This is a genomic window from Chryseobacterium sp. HNCC26DJ238 (assembly GCF_057180465.1).
Genome location: NZ_JBXUGI010000002.1, coordinates 39,994 through 63,436, shown reverse-complemented (window position 1 = coordinate 63,436; position 23,443 = coordinate 39,994). Strand labels below are relative to the sequence as shown.

The 23,443-nt window shown below is 36.3% G+C and carries 22 protein-coding genes; 8 read left to right on the top strand and 14 right to left on the bottom strand.

Annotated elements, in window-relative coordinates; translation table 11 throughout:
* Positions 1–252 precede the first annotated feature (252 nt).
* Positions 253–723 carry a hypothetical protein gene (locus AC2A07_RS01920; protein WP_484048972.1) on the top strand — a complete coding sequence of 157 codons (471 nt, stop codon included), beginning with the start codon at positions 253–255 and terminating at the stop codon, positions 721–723.
* Between the two features lie 58 nt (positions 724–781).
* On the opposite strand, the gene AC2A07_RS01915 is transcribed toward AC2A07_RS01920, so the two are convergent.
* Positions 782–1,357 carry a hypothetical protein gene (locus AC2A07_RS01915; protein ID WP_484048971.1) on the bottom strand — a complete coding sequence of 192 codons (576 nt, stop codon included), beginning with the start codon at positions 1,355–1,357 and terminating at the stop codon, positions 782–784.
* Between the two features lie 170 nt (positions 1,358–1,527).
* On the opposite strand from AC2A07_RS01915, the gene AC2A07_RS01910 reads away from it, so the two are divergent.
* Both AC2A07_RS01910 and AC2A07_RS01905 read left to right on the top strand, forming a co-directional pair.
* Positions 1,528–3,330 carry an ABC transporter ATP-binding protein gene (locus tag AC2A07_RS01910; RefSeq protein WP_484048970.1) on the top strand — a complete coding sequence of 601 codons (1,803 nt, stop codon included), beginning with the start codon at positions 1,528–1,530 and terminating at the stop codon, positions 3,328–3,330.
* 117 nt (positions 3,331–3,447) lie between these two features.
* Positions 3,448–3,723 carry a hypothetical protein gene (locus AC2A07_RS01905; protein ID WP_484048969.1) on the top strand — a complete coding sequence of 92 codons (276 nt, stop codon included), beginning with the start codon at positions 3,448–3,450 and terminating at the stop codon, positions 3,721–3,723.
* Between the two features lie 377 nt (positions 3,724–4,100).
* Here AC2A07_RS01905 and AC2A07_RS01900 read toward each other — a convergent pair whose 3' ends face one another.
* The 3 genes from AC2A07_RS01900 to AC2A07_RS01890 all read right to left on the bottom strand — a co-directional run bounded on the left by AC2A07_RS01900 (position 4,101) and on the right by AC2A07_RS01890 (position 6,937).
* On the bottom strand, positions 4,101–5,105 hold the full coding sequence (locus AC2A07_RS01900) for a peptidylprolyl isomerase (protein WP_314491644.1): 1,005 nt from the start codon (positions 5,103–5,105) through the stop codon (positions 4,101–4,103).
* Positions 5,106–5,184: 79 nt separating this feature from the next.
* Positions 5,185–5,697 carry an FKBP-type peptidyl-prolyl cis-trans isomerase gene (locus tag AC2A07_RS01895; protein ID WP_484048968.1) on the bottom strand — a complete coding sequence of 171 codons (513 nt, stop codon included), beginning with the start codon at positions 5,695–5,697 and terminating at the stop codon, positions 5,185–5,187.
* Between the two features lie 166 nt (positions 5,698–5,863).
* Positions 5,864–6,937 carry a branched-chain amino acid aminotransferase gene (locus AC2A07_RS01890; protein ID WP_484048967.1) on the bottom strand — a complete coding sequence of 358 codons (1,074 nt, stop codon included), beginning with the start codon at positions 6,935–6,937 and terminating at the stop codon, positions 5,864–5,866.
* A gap of 84 nt (positions 6,938–7,021) precedes the next feature.
* Between AC2A07_RS01890 and mnmC2 the strand changes: the two genes are divergently transcribed.
* Complete coding sequence (mnmC2, locus tag AC2A07_RS01885; RefSeq protein WP_484049163.1) at positions 7,022–7,708, top strand: tRNA (5-methylaminomethyl-2-thiouridine)(34)-methyltransferase MnmC2; 687 nt, start codon at positions 7,022–7,024, stop codon at positions 7,706–7,708.
* A gap of 107 nt (positions 7,709–7,815) precedes the next feature.
* The gene (locus tag AC2A07_RS01880; protein WP_484048966.1) at positions 7,816–8,232 is read left to right on the top strand and encodes an NUDIX domain-containing protein; all 417 of its coding nucleotides are present in this window, start codon (positions 7,816–7,818) and stop codon (positions 8,230–8,232) included.
* A 23-nt stretch (positions 8,233–8,255) separates the two neighbouring features.
* Here AC2A07_RS01880 and AC2A07_RS01875 read toward each other — a convergent pair whose 3' ends face one another.
* Positions 8,256–8,963 (bottom strand): DUF4294 domain-containing protein, encoded by a 708-nt coding sequence (locus tag AC2A07_RS01875; RefSeq protein ID WP_314490394.1) that lies wholly within the window; start codon positions 8,961–8,963, stop codon positions 8,256–8,258.
* 52 nt (positions 8,964–9,015) lie between these two features.
* Here AC2A07_RS01875 and chrP point away from each other — a divergent pair, with 52 nt between their 5' ends.
* Entirely contained in the window at positions 9,016–10,092 is a 1,077-nt protein-coding gene (gene chrP, locus AC2A07_RS01870; protein ID WP_484048965.1) for a chryseobasin maturation metalloprotease ChrP, read from the top strand.
* 91 nt (positions 10,093–10,183) lie between these two features.
* Positions 10,184–10,834: a ribulose-phosphate 3-epimerase gene (gene rpe / locus AC2A07_RS01865; RefSeq protein WP_484048964.1), complete on the top strand. Its 651-nt coding sequence runs from the start codon at positions 10,184–10,186 to the stop codon at positions 10,832–10,834.
* 256 nt (positions 10,835–11,090) lie between these two features.
* Here the strand turns inward: rpe and AC2A07_RS01860 are convergent, their stop codons facing one another.
* The 9 genes from AC2A07_RS01860 to AC2A07_RS01820 all read right to left on the bottom strand — a co-directional run bounded on the left by AC2A07_RS01860 (position 11,091) and on the right by AC2A07_RS01820 (position 21,523).
* Positions 11,091–11,507, bottom strand: a complete 417-nt coding sequence (locus AC2A07_RS01860; RefSeq protein WP_484048963.1) for a nucleoside-diphosphate kinase — start codon at positions 11,505–11,507, stop codon at positions 11,091–11,093.
* Between the two features lie 320 nt (positions 11,508–11,827).
* Positions 11,828–12,754 (bottom strand): ribosome small subunit-dependent GTPase A, encoded by a 927-nt coding sequence (gene rsgA, locus AC2A07_RS01855; RefSeq protein WP_314490386.1) that lies wholly within the window; start codon positions 12,752–12,754, stop codon positions 11,828–11,830.
* Positions 12,755–12,860: 106 nt separating this feature from the next.
* A complete protein-coding gene (locus tag AC2A07_RS01850) occupies positions 12,861–13,943 on the bottom strand; it encodes a chorismate mutase (RefSeq protein WP_484048962.1) in 1,083 nt (360 codons plus the stop codon).
* A 375-nt stretch (positions 13,944–14,318) separates the two neighbouring features.
* On the bottom strand, positions 14,319–14,894 hold the full coding sequence (locus AC2A07_RS01845) for a hypothetical protein (RefSeq protein WP_484048961.1): 576 nt from the start codon (positions 14,892–14,894) through the stop codon (positions 14,319–14,321).
* Between the two features lie 38 nt (positions 14,895–14,932).
* Positions 14,933–16,015 (bottom strand): DNA polymerase III subunit gamma/tau, encoded by a 1,083-nt coding sequence (gene dnaX, locus AC2A07_RS01840; RefSeq protein ID WP_484048960.1) that lies wholly within the window; start codon positions 16,013–16,015, stop codon positions 14,933–14,935.
* Between the two features lie 85 nt (positions 16,016–16,100).
* A complete protein-coding gene (locus AC2A07_RS01835) occupies positions 16,101–16,730 on the bottom strand; it encodes a TetR/AcrR family transcriptional regulator (RefSeq protein WP_484048959.1) in 630 nt (209 codons plus the stop codon).
* A 609-nt stretch (positions 16,731–17,339) separates the two neighbouring features.
* Positions 17,340–19,001 carry an SNIPE associated domain-containing protein gene (locus AC2A07_RS01830; RefSeq protein WP_484048958.1) on the bottom strand — a complete coding sequence of 554 codons (1,662 nt, stop codon included), beginning with the start codon at positions 18,999–19,001 and terminating at the stop codon, positions 17,340–17,342.
* A gap of 12 nt (positions 19,002–19,013) precedes the next feature.
* Positions 19,014–19,541, bottom strand: coding sequence for a TM2 domain-containing protein (locus AC2A07_RS01825; RefSeq protein ID WP_484048957.1), 528 nt, complete (start codon positions 19,539–19,541; stop codon positions 19,014–19,016).
* 173 nt (positions 19,542–19,714) lie between these two features.
* Positions 19,715–21,523 (bottom strand): hypothetical protein, encoded by a 1,809-nt coding sequence (locus AC2A07_RS01820; RefSeq protein ID WP_484048956.1) that lies wholly within the window; start codon positions 21,521–21,523, stop codon positions 19,715–19,717.
* A gap of 272 nt (positions 21,524–21,795) precedes the next feature.
* On the opposite strand from AC2A07_RS01820, the gene AC2A07_RS01815 reads away from it, so the two are divergent.
* Positions 21,796–23,205 (top strand): tetratricopeptide repeat protein, encoded by a 1,410-nt coding sequence (locus AC2A07_RS01815; protein ID WP_484048955.1) that lies wholly within the window; start codon positions 21,796–21,798, stop codon positions 23,203–23,205.
* Positions 23,206–23,443 lie beyond the last annotated feature (238 nt).

Genomic DNA, 23,443 nt, shown 5'->3' with positions numbered 1-23,443 from the left:
AAATTAATTTACAAAGTGAAACACAGAATAATAATCCCAGCAAATATGAATTTCAAATTTTAGAATATATTTGTAAAATGACAGGATGAATAAAGTCTTTATCCCGATCAGATGATCAAAATTTGTTGTAGAGTAAGATTTTTATTATCGTCAAAATCAAATAAGAACTGCTCAGACGGGCTTGAAATAATTATACCTAAATCCTTAAAAACGATATGACTAAAAAGCATCTCTTCAAAAAACTTTAAAAATATGCCCAATCAAAAAAAGTTTCATTATTTTCTACTCGCTATTTATTCTCTGTTATCATACTCATGCAGTGAAAAAACAGAATCACAGCCTGTATTTACCTACAGAAATCTAACTGACCGCTACAATTCAAAGACCGGAATTTTTACACGGTTTTACGACAGTAATGAATCGGTCAGTGTAAAAGTAAAACTGACGGAAGAAGAAGGAAAACAGATCGCAGATCTATTTCGGGAAACCGGGTTTAAAAACCTGCCGCAAAAAATTGACTGTACGGAATGGGGAGTTCAGCCCGTACTTTATGATGAATTGAGTTTAGACGGATACAGCGTTACGTATCAAAGTTCACCGGGCAGTCGATGGTTTTGTTTTAAAGGAGACCGTTTCAAAAAGATCATGTCAACGCTGCAGCACATTGTTTTAGGTAAGCCTGAAGTGAAGAGGCTGGAGATGTCAGGTATTTTTTATGAGTAGATAAAAAACGTAAGAGTCAGTAGAGATAAAAGCCGCCTCAAACGAGACGGCTTTCAAATTATATTTTATCCAAAATCTTTTTTGGGAGCACCTTCACCAATTGTGATTTAGCTTCTTTTTCAGCGAAAACAAATTTCCAGTTTTTCCGGTCTTTCGATATGGCGCACACTTTCATAGGAGCATTGATCACGTAAGCACCTTCGTCTACCAGATACTTTACATTGGCCTTACCGTATTTTGAATTCAGCATTTCGCCGACCTTCTTTTTCATGTCTTCATTCATTGCGCTTACATTTCCTTTCAGCTTTAAATAATAACCAGCCATTGAAAAATATTCCCCGTTGATGAGTTCCGGTTTTTCAACGGAAGCAAACTTCATATCCTGCACATCAATTTTCACGAAAGGATTGTTGTAGGTCATATTCAGCATTTGGGTCATCTGCTCTTTCGGAACTACGGTAAAGAATTTAGGATAAATACCCTCAACTGTCTGATCTATCTTTTTGTACTTAATGGTATTGACAAAATAGACAAGAGATTTTCTGATCGCCTGATCATCAGTATTTACCTTCGTCTGGGCAAAAGAAATAAAGGAAATTAAAAAGAAAAACAGGATGATAATTTTTGTTTTCATAAGGTGGATTTATTTTTAAATATAACGGCTGCTATGCCTCTTCGAGAGCACACCAAATATAGGTAAAATTAACGCTTTGATTCCTATAAATCTTATGTGGTAATTCAATCGCAGACCACGCAGTATCCGGATTTATATCTGTAATTTTGCACCCAAGTATTTCTAAGAGAATGAAAACATTATTACATTATTTAAAACCTCATAAATGGCTGCTGATTTTATCTTTGGTGCTGGCAACGGTCAATCAGGTATTTTCTTTATTTGGCCCTGCAATTACCGGTAATATCCTGGATCAACTGGTAACGCATCCCAATTTTTTTGACAAGGAAAAACTCATGCCCCGGTCGCTGAATGAATATCTGTACGGAACCGACCTGTATCACGGAGCATTTTACTTTCTCGGGTTACTGATCGGTACCGCTATGGTCAGCAGGATTGCCAAAGCATTTCAGGATTATGTGGTCAATGTAATCACCCAGAAATTCGGAGCCAATATCTTTACTGACGGTCTCCAGCATTCAATGGCACTGCCCTATCAGGAATTTGAAGACCAGCGAAGCGGGGAAACCCTTTCGATCCTGACCAAAGTGAGGGAAGATTCAGTAAAATTTATTACCAATTTCATTAATATCTTTTTTGGGATCCTAGTGAGCATCATCTTCGTTTCAGTCTATGCAATCCGTCTTCACTGGTCGATCATGCCCGTATATGTAGTGGGAATTTTCTTGATTGCCTTTATCACCAATCTCCTGAGCAAGAGAATAAAGAATATTCAGAAAACCATCGTTACAGAAACTACCGGACTGGCAGGAAGCACGACCGAGAGCCTTCGTAATATAGAGATTGTAAAAAGTCTCGGGCTTACGAAGCAGGAAGTTAAACGTCTCAACAACAATACCTATAAAATTCTGGGTCTTGAACTGAAAAAAGTAAAGAGCATCCGTTCACTGAGTTTTATCCAGGGAACCATGGTAAACTTTCTGCAGCAGCTGATCACCCTCACACTGTTATACCTGATATTCAGAAACATTGTAACTCCGGGACAGTATTTATCTTTAATGTTTTACGGGTTTTTTATCTTCGGTCCGATGCAGGAAATCGGAAACATTATTATCTCGTACCGTGAAGCGGAGGCATCATTGCATAATTTTGACACTTTGATGCAGAAACCTGTTGAAGAAAAACCCCATACGCCCAAACAGATCGGAGCTGTAGAAAAATTAGCTTTTGATCATGTCGCATTTCAGCATCAGACTGCATCTTATAAAGCATTGAATAATATCTCATTTGAAGTGAAAAACGGTGAGACCATTGCTTTTGTCGGTCCCAGCGGTTCCGGTAAAAGTACACTGGTGAAATTACTGGTCGGACTGTACCGCCCGAAAGAAGGCTCGATTTTTTACAACGGTATCGACGGAAAAGAATTTGATTTTGATGAGCTGAGAAATCAGATCGGCTTCGTAACGCAGGATACCCAGCTTTTTGCAGGTACCATCAAAGAAAATCTACTCTTTGTCAACCCGAATGCGACAGAAGAAGACCTGCAGCTGGCTTTGCAAAAGTCAAGTGCCACAGCACTGATTGAAAGAGCAGAAAAAGGAATTGACACAGTTATCGGTGAGGGCGGACTGAAACTGAGTGGTGGAGAAAAGCAGAGAATTGCCATTGCCAGAGCTTTATTAAGAAAACCTAACCTGCTGATCTTTGATGAAGCCACTTCTGCTTTAGACAGCATTACAGAGGAGGAAATCACATCCACGATCAAAGAAATCTCCGAAGAGAAAGAACAGATTACTGTCCTGATTGCGCACCGACTTAGTACCATCATGCATGCAGACCGGATCTATGTGCTGGAACGCGGTAAGGTCATCGAAACGGGTTCGCATGAAAACCTGCTGGATTTAAAGGGCTTATACTACGCTATGTGGAGACAGCAGATTGGAGAGAGAAAGGTCATAAAACCGTCTGTTTAAAGAGATTCGTACATTGGGCTGTGCATATAACTGATACTGTTTTATGATTGAAATCAATTAATAAAATTAAGGATATTCGTATATTTACGTTATGAATATTTAGTAAATTTGCAAAATATGTCAAAGTTAAAATCGACAGTAGAGGGGCTCATTTATATTAAGCATTCAATCGTGCTTACTATCAAAAGGGCTAATTCTATTGAAGCAGCAAAAGTATTGGGCAAGCCTGTTATTGTAAATTGTGATCAGATTTCATTTCTGACTCATAATCCGGACGGAAATGTCACTTTTTTCATGACAAATGGTTTTGAGATCGCCTTGAATGTGATGTATGATGAAGCTGAAAAGATCTTCAACTGTGCAAAATCAGGAATTTCTTTTGAAGTAGTTTAGCGTTTTCCATAAAGAAATTGTCTAATTGATCCCCATAAAAAGGCTGTCCAACTGGTAAGGACAGCCTTTTCACTTCGTAAAATATTTTTCTATAGCTCATTGACCGAAATTCTTCAAAGGCAGAATTTCCCGATTCATTTTTTTATATTTATCACAACGGTGATCTATATTGGGTTTTTATTCATTTTGTCAAGTTTATTTCGTACTGAGTTATAACGGTTTTCTATACTGGAAAAACCCTTCCAGCGTTTGAAACGCTGGAAGGGTTGAGTGTGGGAATAAAAAAAATTGAGGTTAGATTTACAACCATTTGCCGCATAAAAAAGACTGTCTCTTTGGACAGTCTTTTTAATTTTTATTTTAAATCAATCGGTTAATTAAGGAACTTTCACAAGTTCCACATCGAAGATCAACCATGCATTTGGCGGGATCACCCCTCCTGCTCCGTTTGCTCCGTAACCCAATGCCGGCGGAATTAAAAGTGTAGCGGTTTCTCCTTCTTTCAGCAATAGAATCCCTTCGTCCCATCCTTTGATCACTCTACCTGTTCCGATAGGAATTTCGAGGGGCTCATTTCTTTTGAACGAAGAATCAAATTCAGTTCCGTTGGTTAATTTTCCTGCATAATGTACTGAAATGTTGTCTCCTGCTTTAGGAGCTTTCCCGTCAGTCTTTTTAGTGATTTTATAATACAGTCCTGATTCTGTAACAGTCATTCCTGCTTTAAGATCTTCTAAAGCTTTCTTTGCCTCAGCTTCAGCTTTTTCAGCCATTGCTTTGTTATTGGCAGCAATTTTAGATTTTCCTTCTGTAAAAGTTTTAGCAGCATCATATCCTTTGTACTCATCCCCTTTGCTGAAAATGCTTACTTTCTCAAGGACGATATCTGTTTTAGGTTTATCCTGAGCTCCTTTTTCTACATTGGCAATTGTATCAATGACATCGTCACCTTTTACAACTTTACCGAAAATCGTATGTTTTCCATCTAACCATGGAGTAGCGATTTCAGTGATGAAGAACTGAGAACCGTTGGTATTCGGTCCCGAATTAGCCATTGACAGGACACCTTTTCCTGTATGCTTAAGATCGTTTTTCTCGTCTTCAAATTTATATCCGGGATCTCCCATTCCCGTTCCCTGAGGATCACCTCCCTGGATCATGAAATCTTTGATCACTCTGTGGAAAATAGTTCCGTCGTAAAAAGGAACTCCCTTCGCTTTCGCTTTGTTATCAATTTTACCTTCTGCAAGACCAACAAAGTTAGCCACAGTCACCGGTGATTTTTTGTCTTCAAACTTTACAATCAGGTTACCTTTTGTCGTTTGAAGATTAGCATAAAGTCCGTCTTTAAGCCCTTCGTAAGTTTCTTTGTCTACGTTCATTTTTTTATAAATTGGTGTACAACTCAGCAGCGAAGCACTTGCTGCTGCCAGGATTATATTTTTGTTAAACAATTTCATTTTACAGAACTTTTAATTTTATAATTAAAGGAATATCGTTATCTATTTTATTTTCGTCTCCGAATGTTCCATATGCCAGTGACGAAGGAACCAGAAGCGTCACTTCTTCTCCATCATGCATAAATCTCAAAGCATTTTCCACTGCTTTCAGCTCATCAAAATGCCCGAATCTCGCATTGTTTCTTGTAAATGATTTATCATAGATTTTAGTCTGGTCAAAATCATACAGATCATAAGAATATGAAATCGGAGAGTCGTCCGGTCTTCTCTGCCTTTTATCAAATCCCTCTGCCGTTGTCCAGTAATTAAGCTGGGTCGGATAAAATTTAATATACTGACCGTTTACCCAGTCCTGGATCTGCTGCCTTTCCAGTGTGTTCAGATTCTTCATCCTGTTTCTTGAAACATCAAGATCACTCTGGCTCAGGACACCACCTACCGGAGGATGCACCTGCGGAGGGTTTCTCTTGCAGTTTAAAAGTCCTAATGCGGAGATGAGAAGTATTTTTTTCATAAAACTTTTGCGAAAATACGCATTTCGGTAATCATTCACAAAACTTGATGAATTTATTATTTTTTAAAATATACAGAAGGGTAAACAGTGATAAAATAAATCGCTTCATATAAAGGAAAAGCCGGAAAAAATTCCGGCTTTATATATAGTAACTGATCAGCTTAAATTACGCTGTTTCCCAAACATCTTTTTCAACCAGTACTCTCCAGCCGAATGAATCTTCAGTAAGATTTGTCTGCAGGCTTACCAAATCATTTTTCAACAGTTCCGCATAGCTTTCTTCGGCAGAAAGAGAAGGAAGTTCCAGTTTTTCACCGTTGTATCCCAATGCTTTGAATACTGTTGTCACTACAGCAGTACCCACCCCCCAGACTTCTTTTAAAGTTCCGTTCTGATGTGCTGCTATAACTGATTTTACAGGGATTGGCTCTATTTTGATATCAAGTCCTCTTTTGTTAGCCAGCTGGATAAAACTGTCTCTGGTAACTCCGTCTAAAATTTTCTCTGAAGTAGGAGGCGTATAGATGGTATCGTTGATTCTTACAAAAACATTCATCGTTCCGCTTTCCTCAAAATATTCGTGGGTTGCATCATCCGTCCAGATAATCTGATCGTATCCTTCTTCAATAGCCAATTGGGTCGGGTAGAAAGAGGCTGCATAATTTCCGGCTGCTTTTGCCGAACCTACTCCACCGTTTGCCGCTCTTGAATAGTGATCAGAAATTTTCACAGATACAGGCTCGGAATAATAACTCTTTGCCGGGGTAGCAACAATCGCAAACATATATTTATTGGCAACTCTCGCTTTTAACGCTTCCTCCGTAGCAAAAATCAAAGGTCTGATGTATAATGACATTCCTTCTCCCTGAGGAATCCAGTTTCTGTCTGTATCTACCAGTGCTTTAAGACCGTCTAAGAATATCTCCTCTGTTAATTCCGGCATGGCAAGACGTTTTGCAGATTTATTGATACGTTCAAAATTCTTTTCAGGCCTGAAAAGGAAAACCTGTCCGTCATTGTCTTTATAGGCTTTCATGCCTTCAAAACAAGCCTGTCCGTAATTTACGCCCATCATCGCAGGTGTAAATAATAAAGGACCGTAAGGAACCAATTTCACATCTCCCCACTGACCGTCTTCATATTCACAGATGATCATGTGATCACTGAAAGTATTTCCGAACGAAAAATTATTGGGATCGAAAGTAGAAATTCTGGAGTTTTCTGTTTTTTGAATTATCATTTCTTAAAATTTTTATGATGTTCTACAAATTTAACATAATTTTCCAAATATAAAAATTTTACATTAAATTTGAAAAAAAATACTTTGGAAAGAGAAATAAGAACTACTAACGATGGTAGCAAAACACTGTTTATCAACGAATTAAACGAAAATTACCATTCACACCACGGTGCACTACAGGAAGCAGAACACGTGTTTATCAAAAATGGATTAAATCTAATAAATGATTACGAAATTAACATTTTAGAACTCGGTTTTGGAACAGGTTTAAACGTTTTGGTGACAATTAATGAATATTTAAAAACTGACAAAAATCATGTTATCAACTATTTTACCCTGGAAAAGTATCCGGTAAATGAATCAGAAATAGAGAATCTCTCCTATTCTGATCATTTTGATAACCCTGAATTAAAAAATATTTATCAGAAAATTCATCAGGCGGACTGGGAAAATCTGACAGAAATCACTAAAGGTTTCCACCTGAAAAAGATAAAATGTGACTTTTTTGACCTGAAAAACATCGACTTACCAAAGATCAATCTGGTATATTATGACTGTTTCGGGGCAAGAGTACAGCCTGATCTCTGGGAAATGCCTCTATTTGAGATGGTCTCCGATAAAATGAATGTAAACGGACTGTTAACAACTTACTCATCCAAAGGGAGTGTCAGAAGAGTCTTACAGGAACTGAATTTTAAGGTAGAAAAAAAACAGGGACCGCCGGGAAAACGGGAAATGATCAATGCTGTAAAACTGCAGCCTGAATTGTAAAAAGCTAAAATCTGAATTTTCAACCGTATTTCACTGGTTATATCTCATACCACCTTTCTGCAGACTTCCGGCAAAAATTCCTAAATTAGCTTCACAAAACATACTGTATGATTAATAAAATCAACGTAAGAGTTTATGCCTGTGCTGTAAAAGATAAAAAGGTACTGACTTTATTTGAAGAATATGCAGGACAGCCTTTACTGAAGTTTCCGGGTGGCGGACTGGAATTCGGGGAAGGTCTTACCGACTGCCTCCACCGTGAATTCGATGAAGAGCTTAATGTAAAAATAGATATTGTAGAACACCTGTACACCCAGGAAGATTTCTTAGTTTCAAGATTCAGAGAGAATGAGCAGCTCCTTACTATATATTATATGGTGAAAATTAGCAATGAGGAAGATTTCCTGATCCTTGATCCATGTATAGAAAAAGCTGAATGGCTTCCTATTGACACTGAAGTAAATCCGTTTTCGTTACCTGTAGACAAAATTGTTTTTGAAAAATTAAAAGAAAAATTCCTGTAAAATAATTTTACAGGAATTTTTTATTATTTAGAAACTTTAAAATCTCTTGCTCCGGGATACGGCTGCAGGTAACCTGAGTTCCAGTTAGACTGTAATAAAGATTCCAGAAACTCATCAGTTCTGTTTTTATGAGGATTATATTTATCCTTTAGATCAATGTCTGCTATCTTTCCTTTAACATTCCACCAGAATGCACTCCATCCACCGCGCATTTCTTTAATGATTTCAAAAACATTTTTTCCGGTTGCCCTGTTCATCAGTTTTGCGAACACCTGACCTTCTGTTGTCGTCAAATCTCTCAGCTGCTTCTCATACTGACTGGCAAGCATATTCTGACGGTCTTTGATATACTTCCGTTTTGCAGCGGTATCCATCACTCTCATTTCTACCTGAATATCCCTGTACTGCTGTAGAGCTGTCAGAAATAACGGGTATACCCTGTAAAGCTTTTTATTCAGGAAAAAGTAATAATTTTTGTCCAGCTGATTATTGAATTTGGGTTTATTCAGCAAAACCAGCTCATCCATCACCACTACGGTTTCGCCGTTGATTTCATAGATTTTGGCTTTCTGTCTTTCATCATAATAATACTGATTTCCGAATTCATCGGTTTTCAGCTGATCCTGGGGATATTGGTTTAATGGCTTGGCTATAATAGAATCCCTCTGCTGTCCAAAGGCAGCAACACCAAAAAAGAGCAGAAAAAGAAAGGTGATTTTATGAAATTTCATTATTTTTACACGTATTATAACGAAATTTAACTACAAAAATCATTCCTCAAATATGAAATTCGAGAAGAAATCTTTGAAATTTTTAGAAAAATATTTAAACACTTCATCACCAACCGGATACGAACATAAAGGCCAGGAAGTCTGGATGAATTATATAGCTCCTTATGTTGACAAAATTGAAGTTGACCATTACGGTACCTGCTACGGTATCATTAATCCTGAAGAAGAATTTAAAGTGGTCATTGAAGCTCACGCTGATGAAATTTCATGGTATGTGAATTACATTACTGATGACGGATTGATCTACGTGATCAGAAACGGGGGTTCAGATCAGACCATTGCCCCATCTAAAATTGTCCATATCCACGGAGAAAAAGGAATTGTAAAAGGTGTTTTCGGATGGCCGGCCATTCATACGAGAAGTGCCAATCAGAATGAACCGACCCCAAAAATTGAAAATATTTTCATCGACTGCGGCGCAACGACTAAACAGGAAGTTGAAGATATGGGAATATTTGTAGGATGCATGATTACCTATCCTGACGAGTTTTTTGAGATGAACGACCGTTATTTTGTCTGCAGAGCCCTGGATAACAGGATCGGAGGATTCATGATCGCTGAAGTTGCAAGACTTTTAAAGGAAAACAAAAAGACTCTTCCCTTCGGTCTTTATATTACCAATTCAGTACAGGAGGAAGTAGGTCTTTACGGCGCAGATATGATCGCTGACACCATCAAACCGAATATTGCTATCGTTACTGACGTTACCCACGACACGACAACACCCATGATTGAAAAGAAAAAAGAGGGTGACCAGAAATGTGGTGACGGACCGGTCGTATTTTTTGCACCGAGTATTCATCACGTGATCAGAGAACTGATCATTGACACGGCAAAAAAGAAAGAAATCCCTTTTCAGAGAGCAGCTGCCAGCAGAGCTACCGGAACCGACACTGACGCTTTTGCACACTCTAACGGAGGAGTACCAAGTGCATTAATCTCTTTACCTTTGCGATACATGCACACTACCGTGGAAATGGTTGCAAAAGAAGATGTAGGAAACGTGATTCAATTGATTTACGAAACACTTCTCAACATAAAACCTGAAATGAAACTGAAATATCATTAAAATAGATCTGAGATGCCAGACACGAAATTTATTGATTCACGCAATGTCTCCTGTCTGAAATCTTTTATCTGAAATCTTATACAAAGTAAAAATGAAAACTAAACTCATCGCCCCTTCCCTTTTAGCTGCAGATTTTGGCAACCTCCAGAAAGATATTGAAATGCTGAATAATTCTCAGGCAGACTGGCTTCACGTTGACGTTATGGATGGCAGGTTCGTTCCTAATATTTCATTCGGGTTCCCGGTGATGAAAACTGTTCAGCAGCATACCCGAAAATTCGTTGATGTTCATTTGATGATCGTAGAACCTGAAAAATACGTGGAGGAATTTATAGAATATGGCGCTGATCTGATTTCTGTACATTATGAAGCATGCACTCATCTTCACAGAACAATTAATTTTATTCAGAGCAAAGGAGCCAAAGCAGGCGTTGTTCTCAATCCTTCCACTCCTGTATTAATGCTTGAAGATATCATAGCAGATGTTGATCTCGTATTACTGATGAGTGTCAATCCCGGTTTTGGGGGACAGAAATTTATTGAGAATACCTACAAAAAAATCGCAGAAACAAAAGACCTGATCTTAAGCAACAATTCTACGGCGTTGATAGAGATCGATGGTGGCGTTAATCTGGATAACGCTTCAAAATTATTTGAAGCCGGAGCGGATGTTCTGGTTGCAGGCAATGCTGTTTTTTCGGCAGAAAATCCGGAACGAACCATTGAGCTGATGAAGGTGTAAACTGAAAGATATTTTAAAATGATCTCATATATTAAAAAAAACGACAGATCTAATCATAATATTGACATCAAAAAGGATTTATGAAATTGATAAAATTCAGCAGATTATTTATTCACTTTCTATTTTCTAAAAAACAGCTGTAATTTATTAAAGATATTGTTTTACTGGTGACAAAATGTCACAAAAATTTAAGATTTGATCATAAACAGAAAAATCCGGAAAATTTCCGGATTTTTTATTTAAAAAGAGATTATGATTAAAAAATCTCCTTCCCTGCAAAGTGAAACTGAGCTTCGATTAATGCGTTCTCATCAGAATCAGATCCGTGTACTGCATTCTCTCCGATGCTTCTGGCAAACATTTTTCTGATTGTTCCTTCGGCAGCATCAGCAGGATTTGTGGCACCAATTAAAGTTCTGAAATCCTCCACCGCATTGTCCTTTTCTAATACCGCAGCAACTATTGGTCCTGAACTCATAAAATCAACCAATTCTCCATAAAATGGTCTCTCGGCATGAACTTCGTAGAATTTTTTTGCATCAGCAACAGTCAATTGCGTTAATTTCAATGCTTTGATTTTAAAACCTCCTTCTGAAATTTTTCCTAAAATAGCTCCGATGTACCCATCAGCAACTGCATCAGGCTTAATCATAGTGAATGTAATGTTAGACATAAATGTATATATTTTGATGGCACAAAATTACAAAAAAATTCCAAAGTATAATTTTAATTTTATTTTAACACAAAATAACTTTTATTAAGAAATCTGCCAGGAATTTTTGGCACACTATTTGCAATTATAAATTCGATTCTCATGTTTAATTTGAGTTTTCATGGTTATTAGTTTTTACCCAGCTTCGGCTGGGTTTTTTATTTTCAATAATAACGCAAAAAAATTACATATTTCATAATTATAAAATATGTAATAAGCATATATTTCAAATTATTGCTTCTATTTCAATCAATAAAGCAAAATCTAATTTTTCACTACCGTTAATTTTGAGCGTTTTCTTCTGCCTCTTCCATCAGCTTAATATACGTTGAATATCGGGAATATTGAATTTCGCCGGTTTCGAGAGCGTCAAGAACGGCACATTTCGGTTCATTAATGTGCATACAGTTATGAAATTTGCATTCTTTTCTTTTTCTGAAAATTTCAGGAAAGTAATGCTGCACTTCTTCTTTTTCAATATCAATCATCGCAAACTCCCTTACTCCCGGCGTATCAATTACATTTCCGCCAAAATGCCAGAAATGCATCTGGGCAAAAGTAGTCGTGTGTTTCCCTTTAAGATGGGTATCTGAAATTTCTGATGTACGGAGATTAAGATCAGGTTGCAGCGCATTCACCAGTGTAGATTTTCCACATCCGGAATGTCCGAAAAACACAGATGTTTCATCTTTAAGAAGATTCTGTAAATCTTCCAGATTCAATTTGGAATATGAAGAAATTTCAAGACTGTCATATCCTATTTCCTGATAGAGAAACTGAATATCTTTTACAACTTCTATTTCTTCATCATTAAGAACATCCATCTTATTAAAAAGAATAAGCGGTCTGATATTGTAGGCTTCACAACAGGCAAGAAAACGGTCTAAGAAACCGAAAGATGTTTCAGGATGCTTGAGTGTAAAAATAAAACAGGCGAGGTCAATATTGGAAGCAATAATATGAGCTTCTTTAGAGAGGTTGACTGATTTTCTGATCAGGTAATTTCTGCGTGGTTCGATCTTGGTGATCCATGCGATATCGTCCTGCTCCAGCTGAAACTCAACAAAATCTCCTACAGCCAGTGGATTGGTCAGCCTGGTTTTTATCAGCTTGAATTTTCCACGAATCCGTGCTTCAAAAATTTTACCGGTTTTCATTTCCAAAACCTGGTACCAGCTTCCTGTAGATTTAATGATTTTTCCTTCCATATATATGACTGCAAATATAAGGAATTAGGATTTAGGTAACAGGATTTAGTTGAAGCTGTTGAACGGCGTTCTTCTACATTCCAAACCCTGTTACCTTTCCTGTATATTACTTTCTGTCGATCATGATATTATTTTGCTTTTCGATAGATTCTTCATGAATCGCCTTGAATACTTTTTCAATAAAATCCTGAGACATTCCTGTTTCTCTGGCTTTCTGTACAGCATACTCAGTAATCACCTTCCAACGTTCCGGCTGAAAGATCGCAATATCATTCTCTTTTTTCAGCTTTCCTATTTTTTCTGAAATCTTCATTCGCTGAGAAAGCAGTTCAATCATCTGAAAATCAAGATCAGAAATCAAAGTCCTGTGTCTACCCATTTCATTGTCAAAACCTGCAATACCGGAATTTCTTATTTTCAGATTAGAGATCAGTTCAGCCAGAACTTCAGGGGTTATCTGCTGAGAGGCATCACTCCACGCTTCATCAGGATTGGAGTGGGTTTCAATAATAGCTCCCTGGTAACCTACGTTCAGAGCCTCCTGGGTAATATCTGCAAGACCAGTTCTGTTCCCGCAAATGTGAGAAGGGTCAACCAACATCGGAATATTCGGAAACTGACTTTTAAAATCCAAAGCAATCTGCCAGTTTGGATTATTCCGGTACTTGGTTTTCTGGTAGGTTGAGAATCCACGGTGAATAGCTCCTAAATTGGTAATCCCCTGTCCCAAAAGTCTTTCTAATGCTCCTATCCACAAAGCCAAATCGGGATTCACAGGATTTTTCACCAGTACAATTTTTTCAGTTCCTTTTAAAGCCTCGGCAATTTCCTGAACCGTAAAAGGGTTTACTGTTGACCTTGCTCCGATCCAAAGGATATCAAGATCCGCTTCAAGAGCCGCAGAAACGTGATGAGCATTGGCCACTTCAGTAGCTGTTTTAAATCCGTATTCCTGCTTTACTTTTTTCAGCCAGTTAAGGCCAATCACTCCAACTCCTTCAAAACCATTTGGTTTAGTACGTGGCTTCCAGATACCCGCACGGAAAACCGGAACCTGCGCACCCGTGTTTTTTAATCGCTGCGCTGTTTCCAGCATCTGTGCTTCACTTTCTGCACTGCATGGTCCCGCAATCATCATAGGCTGCGAAAACTCTTTGATCCATTCGTTTTTTAAATCTGTTAAATTCATATTGTAAAGTTATATTTAATTAAATGTTACATTCATTGACAAAGCCTTATAAAGTTTTCTTTATAATTCCTTTCAAAAAATGATATACAAAAATGTTATGAAATCAGGGATGGAAAATGATTATTTTCCGTTTTTTGAGAAAGAAATTCAGTTAGCTATACCAATAAAATCGATAATAATTTCTGAAATTTCTATAATAAGACGTATAAAAACTAAAATAACTGCTAAAGAAATCAGCAGGTGTAAAAGCAGACAGATATGAGAATACTATTTTCTCCACTTTGATGGCAGAATTGTCTATTTTTAGTTTTTAACAATAATTGAATTTTGCGAAAACATTCATTTCCTGCAAAATTATCTGACAAATATATGAAATTATGTGAGATCAAACTTCATTAAATCATTAAGATCTTTTAGTAATGGGTTGATCTCAACAAATCTTTCAAACTTTTTTTTGGTCGTAAGCACCTCTATTTTAAGGTTTTGCAGGTCCTGTTTATATTCAATCTTAATTGCATAATTATTTACTTTTCTTTTAAAATGATTGAAAAATTCACCACTTATTTTGTCAAATTCTACTTTTGCAGACTCTGAAGGATACTGAACCTGTATGATTTTTTCGTCAATTTTTTCGAGTTTGAAAGATTTTATGGCATTAAAAACAAACGGATCTTTGGTTCGAAGCTGCATGAGAAGCAGGTTCCATTCAGCCTGAAGATCTGTTTCTGTAAAATGGTGTTCCTGTAAATGGTCGTTAACGGAAGCAGATACTTCTTCAACTTCCTGTTTTTCTTCTTTATTAATAAAAGAATTAATACTGAAACCGGATGTAACCTTAGGTCTGGAAAGCGGCTTCGAAGCAGTTTTTACCGTAAATTCCTGAGCTTTTTCCTGAATGATCTCAGGTTTTACGACAACTTCCTCCTTTTTCTCCCTGATTTCGGATGGCAACTGTACCTCCTGTTTTTCATGAAGAAATGGAGCTAATATTATAAACTTTTTTTTTTAGTGACTTCTCCGGCCGTCAGAGAAGCAAGTTGCATCAGTGCAATTTCTACCGTAAGCCTCGGATTTTTAGAGTTTTTATAATTGATATCTGCATAATTGCAAATCTCTATGCCGTCAATCAGTTGCTGAGCATTCCATTTCTGAGCCTGCTCTATAAATTTTGCCTTGGTCTGTTCTCCCACTTCTATCAAATCAATCGTTGAAGGATTCTGGGCCATCATCAAATCTCTGAAATGATTTCCCAGACCTGCTACGAAGATATGCGGATCAAAACCCTTTTTCACAATTTCATTAAAAGCTGAAAGCACTTCCGGAATCTTGTTTTCTTTAGCAAAATCAACAATTTTAAGATACTGATCGTAATCTAAAATATTAAGAACTTCTGCTGCTTTTGCAAGCGTAATATTTTTTTGTGAAAAGGTAGATAACCTGTCAAAAATAGAAAGTGCATCTCTCAATGCGCCATCAGCTTTCTGGGCAATAAGGTAAAGGGCATCATCTTCATACCGAATATTTTCTTTAGCAGCAATATTCTTCAGATGATCCTGAATATCAAGAATAGTAATTCTTTTAAAATCATAGATCTGACACCGGGATAAAATCGTAGGAATGATTTTATGCTTTTCCGTTGTAGCCAGAATAAAAATAGCATGTGCGGGCGGTTCTTCTAATGTTTTCAGAAAAGCATTGAATGCTGCAGATGAGAGCATATGCACCTCATCAATAATATATACCTTATACTGACCAACCTGAGGGGCGAAACGTACCTGATCTATCAGTTCACGGATATCGTCAACCGAGTTGTTGGATGCCGCATCCAATTCATAGATATTATAGGCAAATCCGTCTTCTGAAACCGAACCGTCTTTTTCGTTAATTTTCCTTGCCAGAATTCTGGCGCAGGTTGTTTTTCCTACACCTCTGGGACCACAGAAAAGTAAAGCCTGAGCCAGTTGATTTTCTTCAATGGCATGTTCTAAAGTATCTGTAATATGAGATTGTCCTACCACAGTATCGAACTGTTGGGGACGGTATTTTCTTGCAGATACTATAAAGTTTTCCATAGCCCAAAAGTAAGAAATATTGTTCTAATTTGAAAATATAAATTTTCAGATCTATGAATGTCAAAAGTCAAGATTCCCAATATGTCTATTTTTTCTCGTAGGCAAAATCGATGATATCTGAAATAGCCTTCTCAATATGTTTTCTTCCTTCTTCAGATTTTGTATCTATACCACAGAATGTGCTTCCATTGTACGCAGTATAAAGGTTCAGGTGATAAATACCTGCAACCAGTAAGGCTGTAATCGCTCTGTATTCCTGGGATTTTTCACCAAAATGAGGATCAGTGATCTGAGTAAAAAGACCTTCGCCTACTTCTTCCCTCTGCTCAAATATCTTTTTAAGAACCGGGCGGCTTTCCGAGAGTTCCCATACGATAATTTTCTGAAGTTCCTTATTTTTTTTCAGACTTTCAAACTGATTGAGCAAAGCCATTTTTGACATTTCTTTTCCTCCGTCTGAAAGATCCACATCCATCTCTTTTTCATTTACCCTGCTCCAGTAATCCTGAGACCTGATGTACTCATCAATAAGCTTATCAGTACTTCCGAAGTATTCGTAAATTAATTTTTTGTCGAAACCGGCAACAGCGGCAATTTTACTTACCATCAATCCTGAGTATCCTTTGGTTTTCAAAATTTTGCCAACCGCGTTAAGCAATTTCTGTTTGGTTTTTTCTTTATCCCTGATCGGGCCTTGTACAACTTTTCTAGGCATCGTCTATTATTTAGGATTGCAATAGGCAATCAATTATTCTTAATAAAAAACAGTTTTGCAAAGAGATAAGCCCCTTCGTAACCGTTTATTTTTTAATCTTGATCTTTTAATATTGAAACAGAATCACATAAATGTCCCGATTCATTGAAAAGATTTCTAATAAGTACGATATTAATATTGATTTGGATTTGGCTTACTCTAAAATATGTATTCCGCTGAAAAGATTTGAATTTTATCTGATACACAATCAGTAAGATATCAAAATAGTAATCATTAGAACTCAGCCATTGTGATTTGTTGCTGCAAAAGCGCTGAGTAAATTTACGTAATTATCTTTTATACAAAACATTTTTCTCAGTCACTAAAATTATACCAAATAAAATTAGTAATAAAAACCGACTGTTTACTACTTCTTATACAAAATATTAAAAAAAATAAAATAGCGGAATAAAAAACTTAAATTAAAAGCAATCACCTACAAAACATTCATATTAATTATCGAATTAGCTTAAAAATATTTATACAAATATAAAACCATCTGCGCCAATTTTACAAAAAAAAACCTCAATTATTAAATAATTGAGGTTTTTTAGATTAGTATTTTAATCATTAACTGCTTTCAAGCACTTCTTCATACGTAACCGGATCTGCTTCTTTCTGATACTCTTCCCATTCAGCTTCAAGATGTTTATTGACCATCATCTCTTCTTCCAGTTTGAGAGTTTCCCTATATTGCCTAGCTTCTGCTGCCATGGTCCATTTACAGTTGATTCCTATCTGGTCAACGTAAGTCTTAAGCTCGCTGATCCCTAATCTGAAAAATTCTTTTCTTGGGTTTATCTTATTTACCTGACTTTTCAGAAATTTTTTATGAAGCTGTCTTTCCAGAGCCGGAGCATCATCTGAGAAAATCATGGCATGAACATCAAACTCAAAAGGAACACTTGCATCTCCCAATTCACGGACCCGGTCCAGAGGCTCCAAACGCCTGGTCATGCCTATTTTATATACATTTTCACCAAATGAGCCGATATTTGAAATGATATATACATTGCCGGTTCTGGTTTGTTGCGCCATTGAAATTGCCCTTTGATTTTTCTCTTCAGCCACCTGAAGTTTTGACTGCAGTTCTTCAAGCTGCACCTGAAACTGCAGTTTCTGTTCCTCATTGGCTTTTGCTACCTGTAACTGCGCTTTCTCAATGAGGCGCTTAAGAGTATGTTCTTCTTTCTCTGCATCTCTGATTGCTTTCTCAAATTCCCTGCGTGCTTTTTCTTCTTCACGGATCTGCTCCCGGATCTGCCTTTGCTCTTCCTGTTCCTGCATTCTCAGTTCCTGAGTGACAGACCCCCATTTTAACTCCTGGATTCTTGCCTGGTGATAAATATCTGATATTCTTGCATTCCTGAACGCCTTGCCATTAAAATTAACCAGTTCGAAAGCATCATTCATTTTCCGCTTTAAAATTCCGAAATTATCTTTTTTTACCAATGACAGTATTGATTCAACCTTACCGTTATAGGCATCAATCACAAAATCGATGGCAATCGTCCTTCTGTATTCATCGACGTAATCGCACTGCCCGGCCTGTCTGTTAATAATCATTGACCTGTTATTCTGACGAAGTTTTTTCAATTGTTCCCCAGCTTCCTTATGACTGTAATCATCTGCAAGCTCATCAAGCAATGTATAAGATGGAATAATATATTCATTTCCATATCCTTTAATAACATTTTTCATTGCTTTGATGGTTTCTGCAATTTGATCTGCTTCCCGCAAACTTCTGTACGAATCACCTGCTATAGATTCTGCCTTGCTTTCTGCGCTTGCTATGATCCTCTGTGTCTCACGGACTGCATTTTCGTAAAGAAGTTGAATTTCGTAAGTCTTTTTTTCGGTAAGTTCTTTAAGGTTTCTTCTTACTTCTTTTGATTCCTTTTGAGAATTCATAAGTTCAAGACCTGCTTCTTCCCTAAGTTTACAACTGTCTTTTTCAGCTTTTTTGAGAAGATATTCACACTCGACTTTGACATTGATGATATCCTGATATTTACTCAGTTCCTCATTATGCTTTCTCACTCGCTGAAGTTTTTCAAACAAAGTTTTATAATTAATCTGATGCGTTGATATTTCATTACTCAGATCAACAATCTTAACCGTCAGATTTTTGATCTGAGCTTCCTTCTGAGCCAGATCTTTTTTAACGTTATTTAATTTACTGAACGCAAAGGCGGTCAGAATAATCAAAATAATAATCAGTAGAATTTCCATATTGTCATGTTGTTAGTTAATAAATGCCGAAAAATAGTTCCAGTAATCAACCTGAGGATCATTTCTATCAGCATTGAGTTTGTTGACATAAGCTTCATATTCTTTAAATTTCAAATAACCGGGTGCATCTTCTTTTTTTGGATACCTGATAATTTCCCTGTAATTTTTAATCATTTTATTCAAACACCATTCGTAAGAGCTATTTTCGAAACTTGTGTTTTCAATCATATGAAGATCTGTTTTTCGGACATAATCTGCGTAGGAACTGTTTTTCGGAATGACAGGAATTTGTTGTTGTTGTTGTTGTTGTTGTTGTTGTATAGAAATTGATGGTATTGAACTGCTTTGAACCGACTGAACAGGCTGTAACTGAAATCCCTGATTATATCTTATATTGAAACTCCGCTCGTCCATCGTCAGAAAAAGGAGAAATTCAATAAATGCAACCAATGATGGTATTAAAGTCCAGCAAAACAAAAGATATATAATCCCCTTTCCTGTATTTCCCAGATAAAACTGATGAATTCCAAGACCTCCCAAAAAAAAGCCAGAAGGGCTGCACTTGTTTTATTCTTCATAATTATTTAATTTTATTACTACTGCAATGATAATTATAAAAAACACAGGCTTATTACGAGATCCCGTAATCCTGTATAATTAATGATTTTCAGAATAAAAAAATGCCGCTCATCTTCGATGAATGGCATTTCTTACTACTTCAGAACTTCAGGAAAGGAAATTTCGAGAATCTTCTTCCTGTATTCATCCAACTGCATCTTTATTTTTTCTCTGTCATTCCGGAAAAATGATGAATGTCCAAAAACCGTTTGATAATAGATGATTCCGTCCAGAAGATTATTTTTAAACATATTCCATTTTTTGATCCGGGCATGGGTTGCATCTTCCGAAAATTCATCGATCTCTTTGATCAGATACTCGATATACATTTTCAGTTCATTGATAAACATATTTGGACGTTCACGATTTGAAAGAACATTCTCTCTTCCGTAGATATGCCTTATCATTTCTGACAGTGACATCTGCCTGTCAAAATAGGCAAGATTAGGTCCCGGACAAATGACAACTCCTTGTTTTTCTCCTTTTAAAGGAAGATTGTTTTCGATATATGCCGCATTGACCAATCCCACACAGAGACACGCCTTAACCGTAATATCCCCTGCTTTCCGCTTAAACTGTAAATCAGTCATGTCCTGTTTCTGTAATTCAAGTTCTTTCAATTTTAAATCCTGATATTTTTTAGATGCGGTACATATTCCCTTTGGAGAGTATTCTTTACTCAGTGCCAGTAGTTTTTTAGGGCATGAACTTCCGAATTTGCTTTGAGCAGCTTTGTGATTTTTTAAAATTTCGCTGGATGTACCTTTTACGGTATTAAAAGGAATCCCCAAAGGAGATATACTGCTCAGATAAAAATCTTCCTCCTGCGACCGCGCCAGAAGCTTTCTTGTTTCCTCATCCATTGAAGTTGCTTCGGGAACGAGCAGGAAAGGTGATCCCCACCCCACACTGTCTGTACGATAGTTCTCTAATAAAAACTGGTGCTCTTCGGAGGTTCCGACTCCTCCCTGTACTGTAATTTTCAATGGCAAAGGCTGTTTTGGAACCGGTTTTCCTTTCTGTGCAAGAGCCTGAATCATTAAAGAATATGCGACACTGATCAATTCAGGTTTTTTCTGCTTAAATTCTTCCATAATGGGCCCAAGAAGTAAGCCTTCAGTTGCAAAAGCATGTCCGCCACAGTTTAATCCTGACTCAATTCTGTATTCTGAAACCCAAAGACCTTTTTTTGCCAAAAAATTCCCCTGAATCATCGCAGAACGGAAATCGCTTACTTTTAAAATTATTTTCTTACTTATGTGACCGTCCTGATCAGGAAAAAAATCTTCAAATTCCTCTATGTAAGAATAGAGCTTTGGATTCATTCCTGCGGAAAGAACCACCGAAGAACGGAGTTTACTTTCAGCAAAACCTCTGAGGGAAGCGTGTGCATCATTATATTTAATGGGAAGCTGTCTATCATTTCTGAAATTATCTTTATCAACCTTTGTCATAATATTGACGTCAATACTCCCGGGTGAAAGATTTTTTTCCAGGAAATATCTGATCTGACAGCCAAAATAATCTCCATTTTCCAGAATTTTCTCAATCCCTGTTTTAATGTCTGATGTATCAGGAAGCATACTTATAAAATTTTTAAGGCTTTCCCTGTTCTTCACCAGTTCCTGTTTGAAAGTTTTAAACTTTTCATTTACGATATCATCAACAAGATTCAGATAGTCTGTAATTCTTTTCGCCCGGTAATCTTCTGTTTTTATTGATATGTTAGAATATGAAAGTCCAAATTTCTTATTGTAAAATTCCTTTATTTTTTCAATAAGTTCGTCATCAATGATGGATATTACAGAAGAAATCCCGTAGTGTGCAGTCCGTATCGGGCTGTCGATGGTATAAGCCAGTCCCATTACAGGAATATGAAAGCTGTGCATTGGTTTTTTAATCATTTTTAATTGAAATAATAAAATTATCTTTCATTACTAAGAATGAAAGTTAAAATGATCTGAAAACCTGACACCTGATAATTCTCCTTAACCGGCAGATGTAAAATTATCATTTTGAAAAGAATTATACAATTACTATTATTGCAAAATATCCTAAACCTGTCATTTATCATTTTATTAAATACAGGTTTAATTTATTTTTAATTGATAAATTTGAACTAAATTAGCACCACACTTCACAAAATTCTATTTAAAGTATAATCAAATCTGTTAGAATGAAAGGGCTTTTGCTGAAATTTATCTTTTTTTTCACTTTATCATTGAGTATTTTACCAAAAGCTCAAAAAAATGCAGACGTAAAAAAATTCAGACAAAAAGTTCATATCAATTCAGAACTTTTTAATACCAGCATTGATAAAGCCCATCAGCAGTTTGATGTTTTATTGAAAGAATCACGAAGTCTGAAAGATTCCGTTTCAGAAATGAAAATTCTTGACCGCAAATGCCGGTATTTCTACAGCAAAAACCTCACAGACAGCCTCATTGTTTCGTCAGAAAGTCTTCAGCAAAAATCAAGCGAATTCAAAAATGCATATTTTGAGGCAATGGCAAATGTTTACTTAGCTGAGACCTATTCCATCAATAAGTTTCCTGAAAAAGCAATTATTTATCTCAATACGGCCTATGAAATCCTGCAAAATGATCACTCTAAATCAAAAAAAATATTTTACGCTAAAGCAAATATTCTGAACAGCTATTCCAATATTTATCTGGATATTGGTCGGCCCAGAAAAGCGGCTAAAAAAATTCTTGAAGAAATAGAAAGCGCAAAAGAGCTTACAGATCCTGAAGAACGATCAAATTTTCAATACCTGAATTATTCGAATCTTGCAAATATTTACATTCAGTACAATATCGATTCTGCAGATTATTATGTGAAAAAATCTATAGAATTAAAACCTGAAAATCTTCCTTTTGATAAAACGATGATTTCAAACCATATTGTACTGGGAGAGGTGATGAAATCAAGAGGTGATTTTAAAAATGCAGTAATAAATTTTCACAAGGCTCTCTTCCTTATTCAAAAAAATGGAATTGAACTTAATAAAAGTAATGTGTATACTGCACTGCAGGAAATTTACGCAAAAACAGGAGAAAAGGACAGTGCTGATTACTATCAGCAGAAACTGAAACAGCTTGATCTGAACATTTTACAGAGTAAGTATAATTCTCTTCAAAAAGTAATTCAAAAAGATAAGATTGAAGACAGTCAAAAAGCGACAGAAAAAATATTATTCTGGATTACTGCTTTTATAATTCTTGCAGGAATTTTTGTGTTTATCATTTTGATGTTTAAAAGAAAAAATACGAAAGCACAAGATCTTAATCTGCAGGAAACCTACAATCACCTGATTCATCTTCTTAAAAGCAAAGATGAATCTTTTATGTTTGCTTTTGAAAATATTTTCCCCCAGTTCCCAGGTAAATTATTAAAGATAAATCCAGATCTCCAGCAATCAGAGATTGAATTCTGTGCACTCCTTAAACTAAAATTAACGACCAAGGAAATTGCTCAGTACACCTTTATTGAGACCCGCACTGTTCAGAATAAAAAGTACAGAATAAGGAAAAAATTAGAAATCCCTCCAAATGATGACATTTATCTGTTCATAGATAATATATAGTCTGTAAAATCACATCGATTCAAATGCATTACCATTAATTAAATGATAATGCATTTTTTTTTTAATATTCTACATACATGTAAAATTATCTTCAAGATCATCATTGAATTCAAAACTGTTTATAAAAATTAAATATCTGGATATTACAGAATTATTACAAATATACCATATAGACCACAGAGTACACAATGAGTATGTGTTTTATACAACAAATCGTCAAAAAAATTTCGATTTGAAT

Excerpts from the sequence above, each read along its gene's own strand:
- AC2A07_RS01830 (WP_484048958.1), bottom strand. The coding sequence starts at position 19,001 with ATGGAAATTCTACTGATTATTATTTTGATTATTCTGACCGCCTTTGCG.
- AC2A07_RS01860 (WP_484048963.1), bottom strand. The coding sequence starts at position 11,507 with ATGTCTAACATTACATTCACTATGATTAAGCCTGATGCAGTTGCTGAT.
- AC2A07_RS01820 (WP_484048956.1), bottom strand. The coding sequence starts at position 21,523 with ATGATTAAAAAACCAATGCACAGCTTTCATATTCCTGTAATGGGACTG.
- AC2A07_RS01905 (WP_484048969.1), top strand. The coding sequence starts at position 3,448 with ATGTCAAAGTTAAAATCGACAGTAGAGGGGCTCATTTATATTAAGCAT.
- AC2A07_RS01895 (WP_484048968.1), bottom strand. The coding sequence starts at position 5,697 with ATGAAAAAAATACTTCTCATCTCCGCATTAGGACTTTTAAACTGCAAG.
- chrP (WP_484048965.1), top strand. The coding sequence starts at position 9,016 with ATGAAATTCGAGAAGAAATCTTTGAAATTTTTAGAAAAATATTTAAAC.
- dnaX (WP_484048960.1), bottom strand. The coding sequence starts at position 16,015 with ATGGAAAACTTTATAGTATCTGCAAGAAAATACCGTCCCCAACAGTTC.
- AC2A07_RS01850 (WP_484048962.1), bottom strand. The coding sequence starts at position 13,943 with ATGAATTTAACAGATTTAAAAAACGAATGGATCAAAGAGTTTTCGCAG.
- AC2A07_RS01815 (WP_484048955.1), top strand. The coding sequence starts at position 21,796 with ATGAAAGGGCTTTTGCTGAAATTTATCTTTTTTTTCACTTTATCATTG.
- AC2A07_RS01835 (WP_484048959.1), bottom strand. The coding sequence starts at position 16,730 with ATGCCTAGAAAAGTTGTACAAGGCCCGATCAGGGATAAAGAAAAAACC.
- AC2A07_RS01920 (WP_484048972.1), top strand. The coding sequence starts at position 253 with ATGCCCAATCAAAAAAAGTTTCATTATTTTCTACTCGCTATTTATTCT.
- rpe (WP_484048964.1), top strand. The coding sequence starts at position 10,184 with ATGAAAACTAAACTCATCGCCCCTTCCCTTTTAGCTGCAGATTTTGGC.
- AC2A07_RS01890 (WP_484048967.1), bottom strand. The coding sequence starts at position 6,937 with ATGATAATTCAAAAAACAGAAAACTCCAGAATTTCTACTTTCGATCCC.
- AC2A07_RS01915 (WP_484048971.1), bottom strand. The coding sequence starts at position 1,357 with ATGAAAACAAAAATTATCATCCTGTTTTTCTTTTTAATTTCCTTTATT.
- AC2A07_RS01900 (WP_314491644.1), bottom strand. The coding sequence starts at position 5,105 with ATGAACGTAGACAAAGAAACTTACGAAGGGCTTAAAGACGGACTTTAT.
- AC2A07_RS01875 (WP_314490394.1), bottom strand. The coding sequence starts at position 8,963 with ATGAAATTTCATAAAATCACCTTTCTTTTTCTGCTCTTTTTTGGTGTT.
- AC2A07_RS01910 (WP_484048970.1), top strand. The coding sequence starts at position 1,528 with ATGAAAACATTATTACATTATTTAAAACCTCATAAATGGCTGCTGATT.
- AC2A07_RS01880 (WP_484048966.1), top strand. The coding sequence starts at position 7,816 with ATGATTAATAAAATCAACGTAAGAGTTTATGCCTGTGCTGTAAAAGAT.
- rsgA (WP_314490386.1), bottom strand. The coding sequence starts at position 12,754 with ATGGAAGGAAAAATCATTAAATCTACAGGAAGCTGGTACCAGGTTTTG.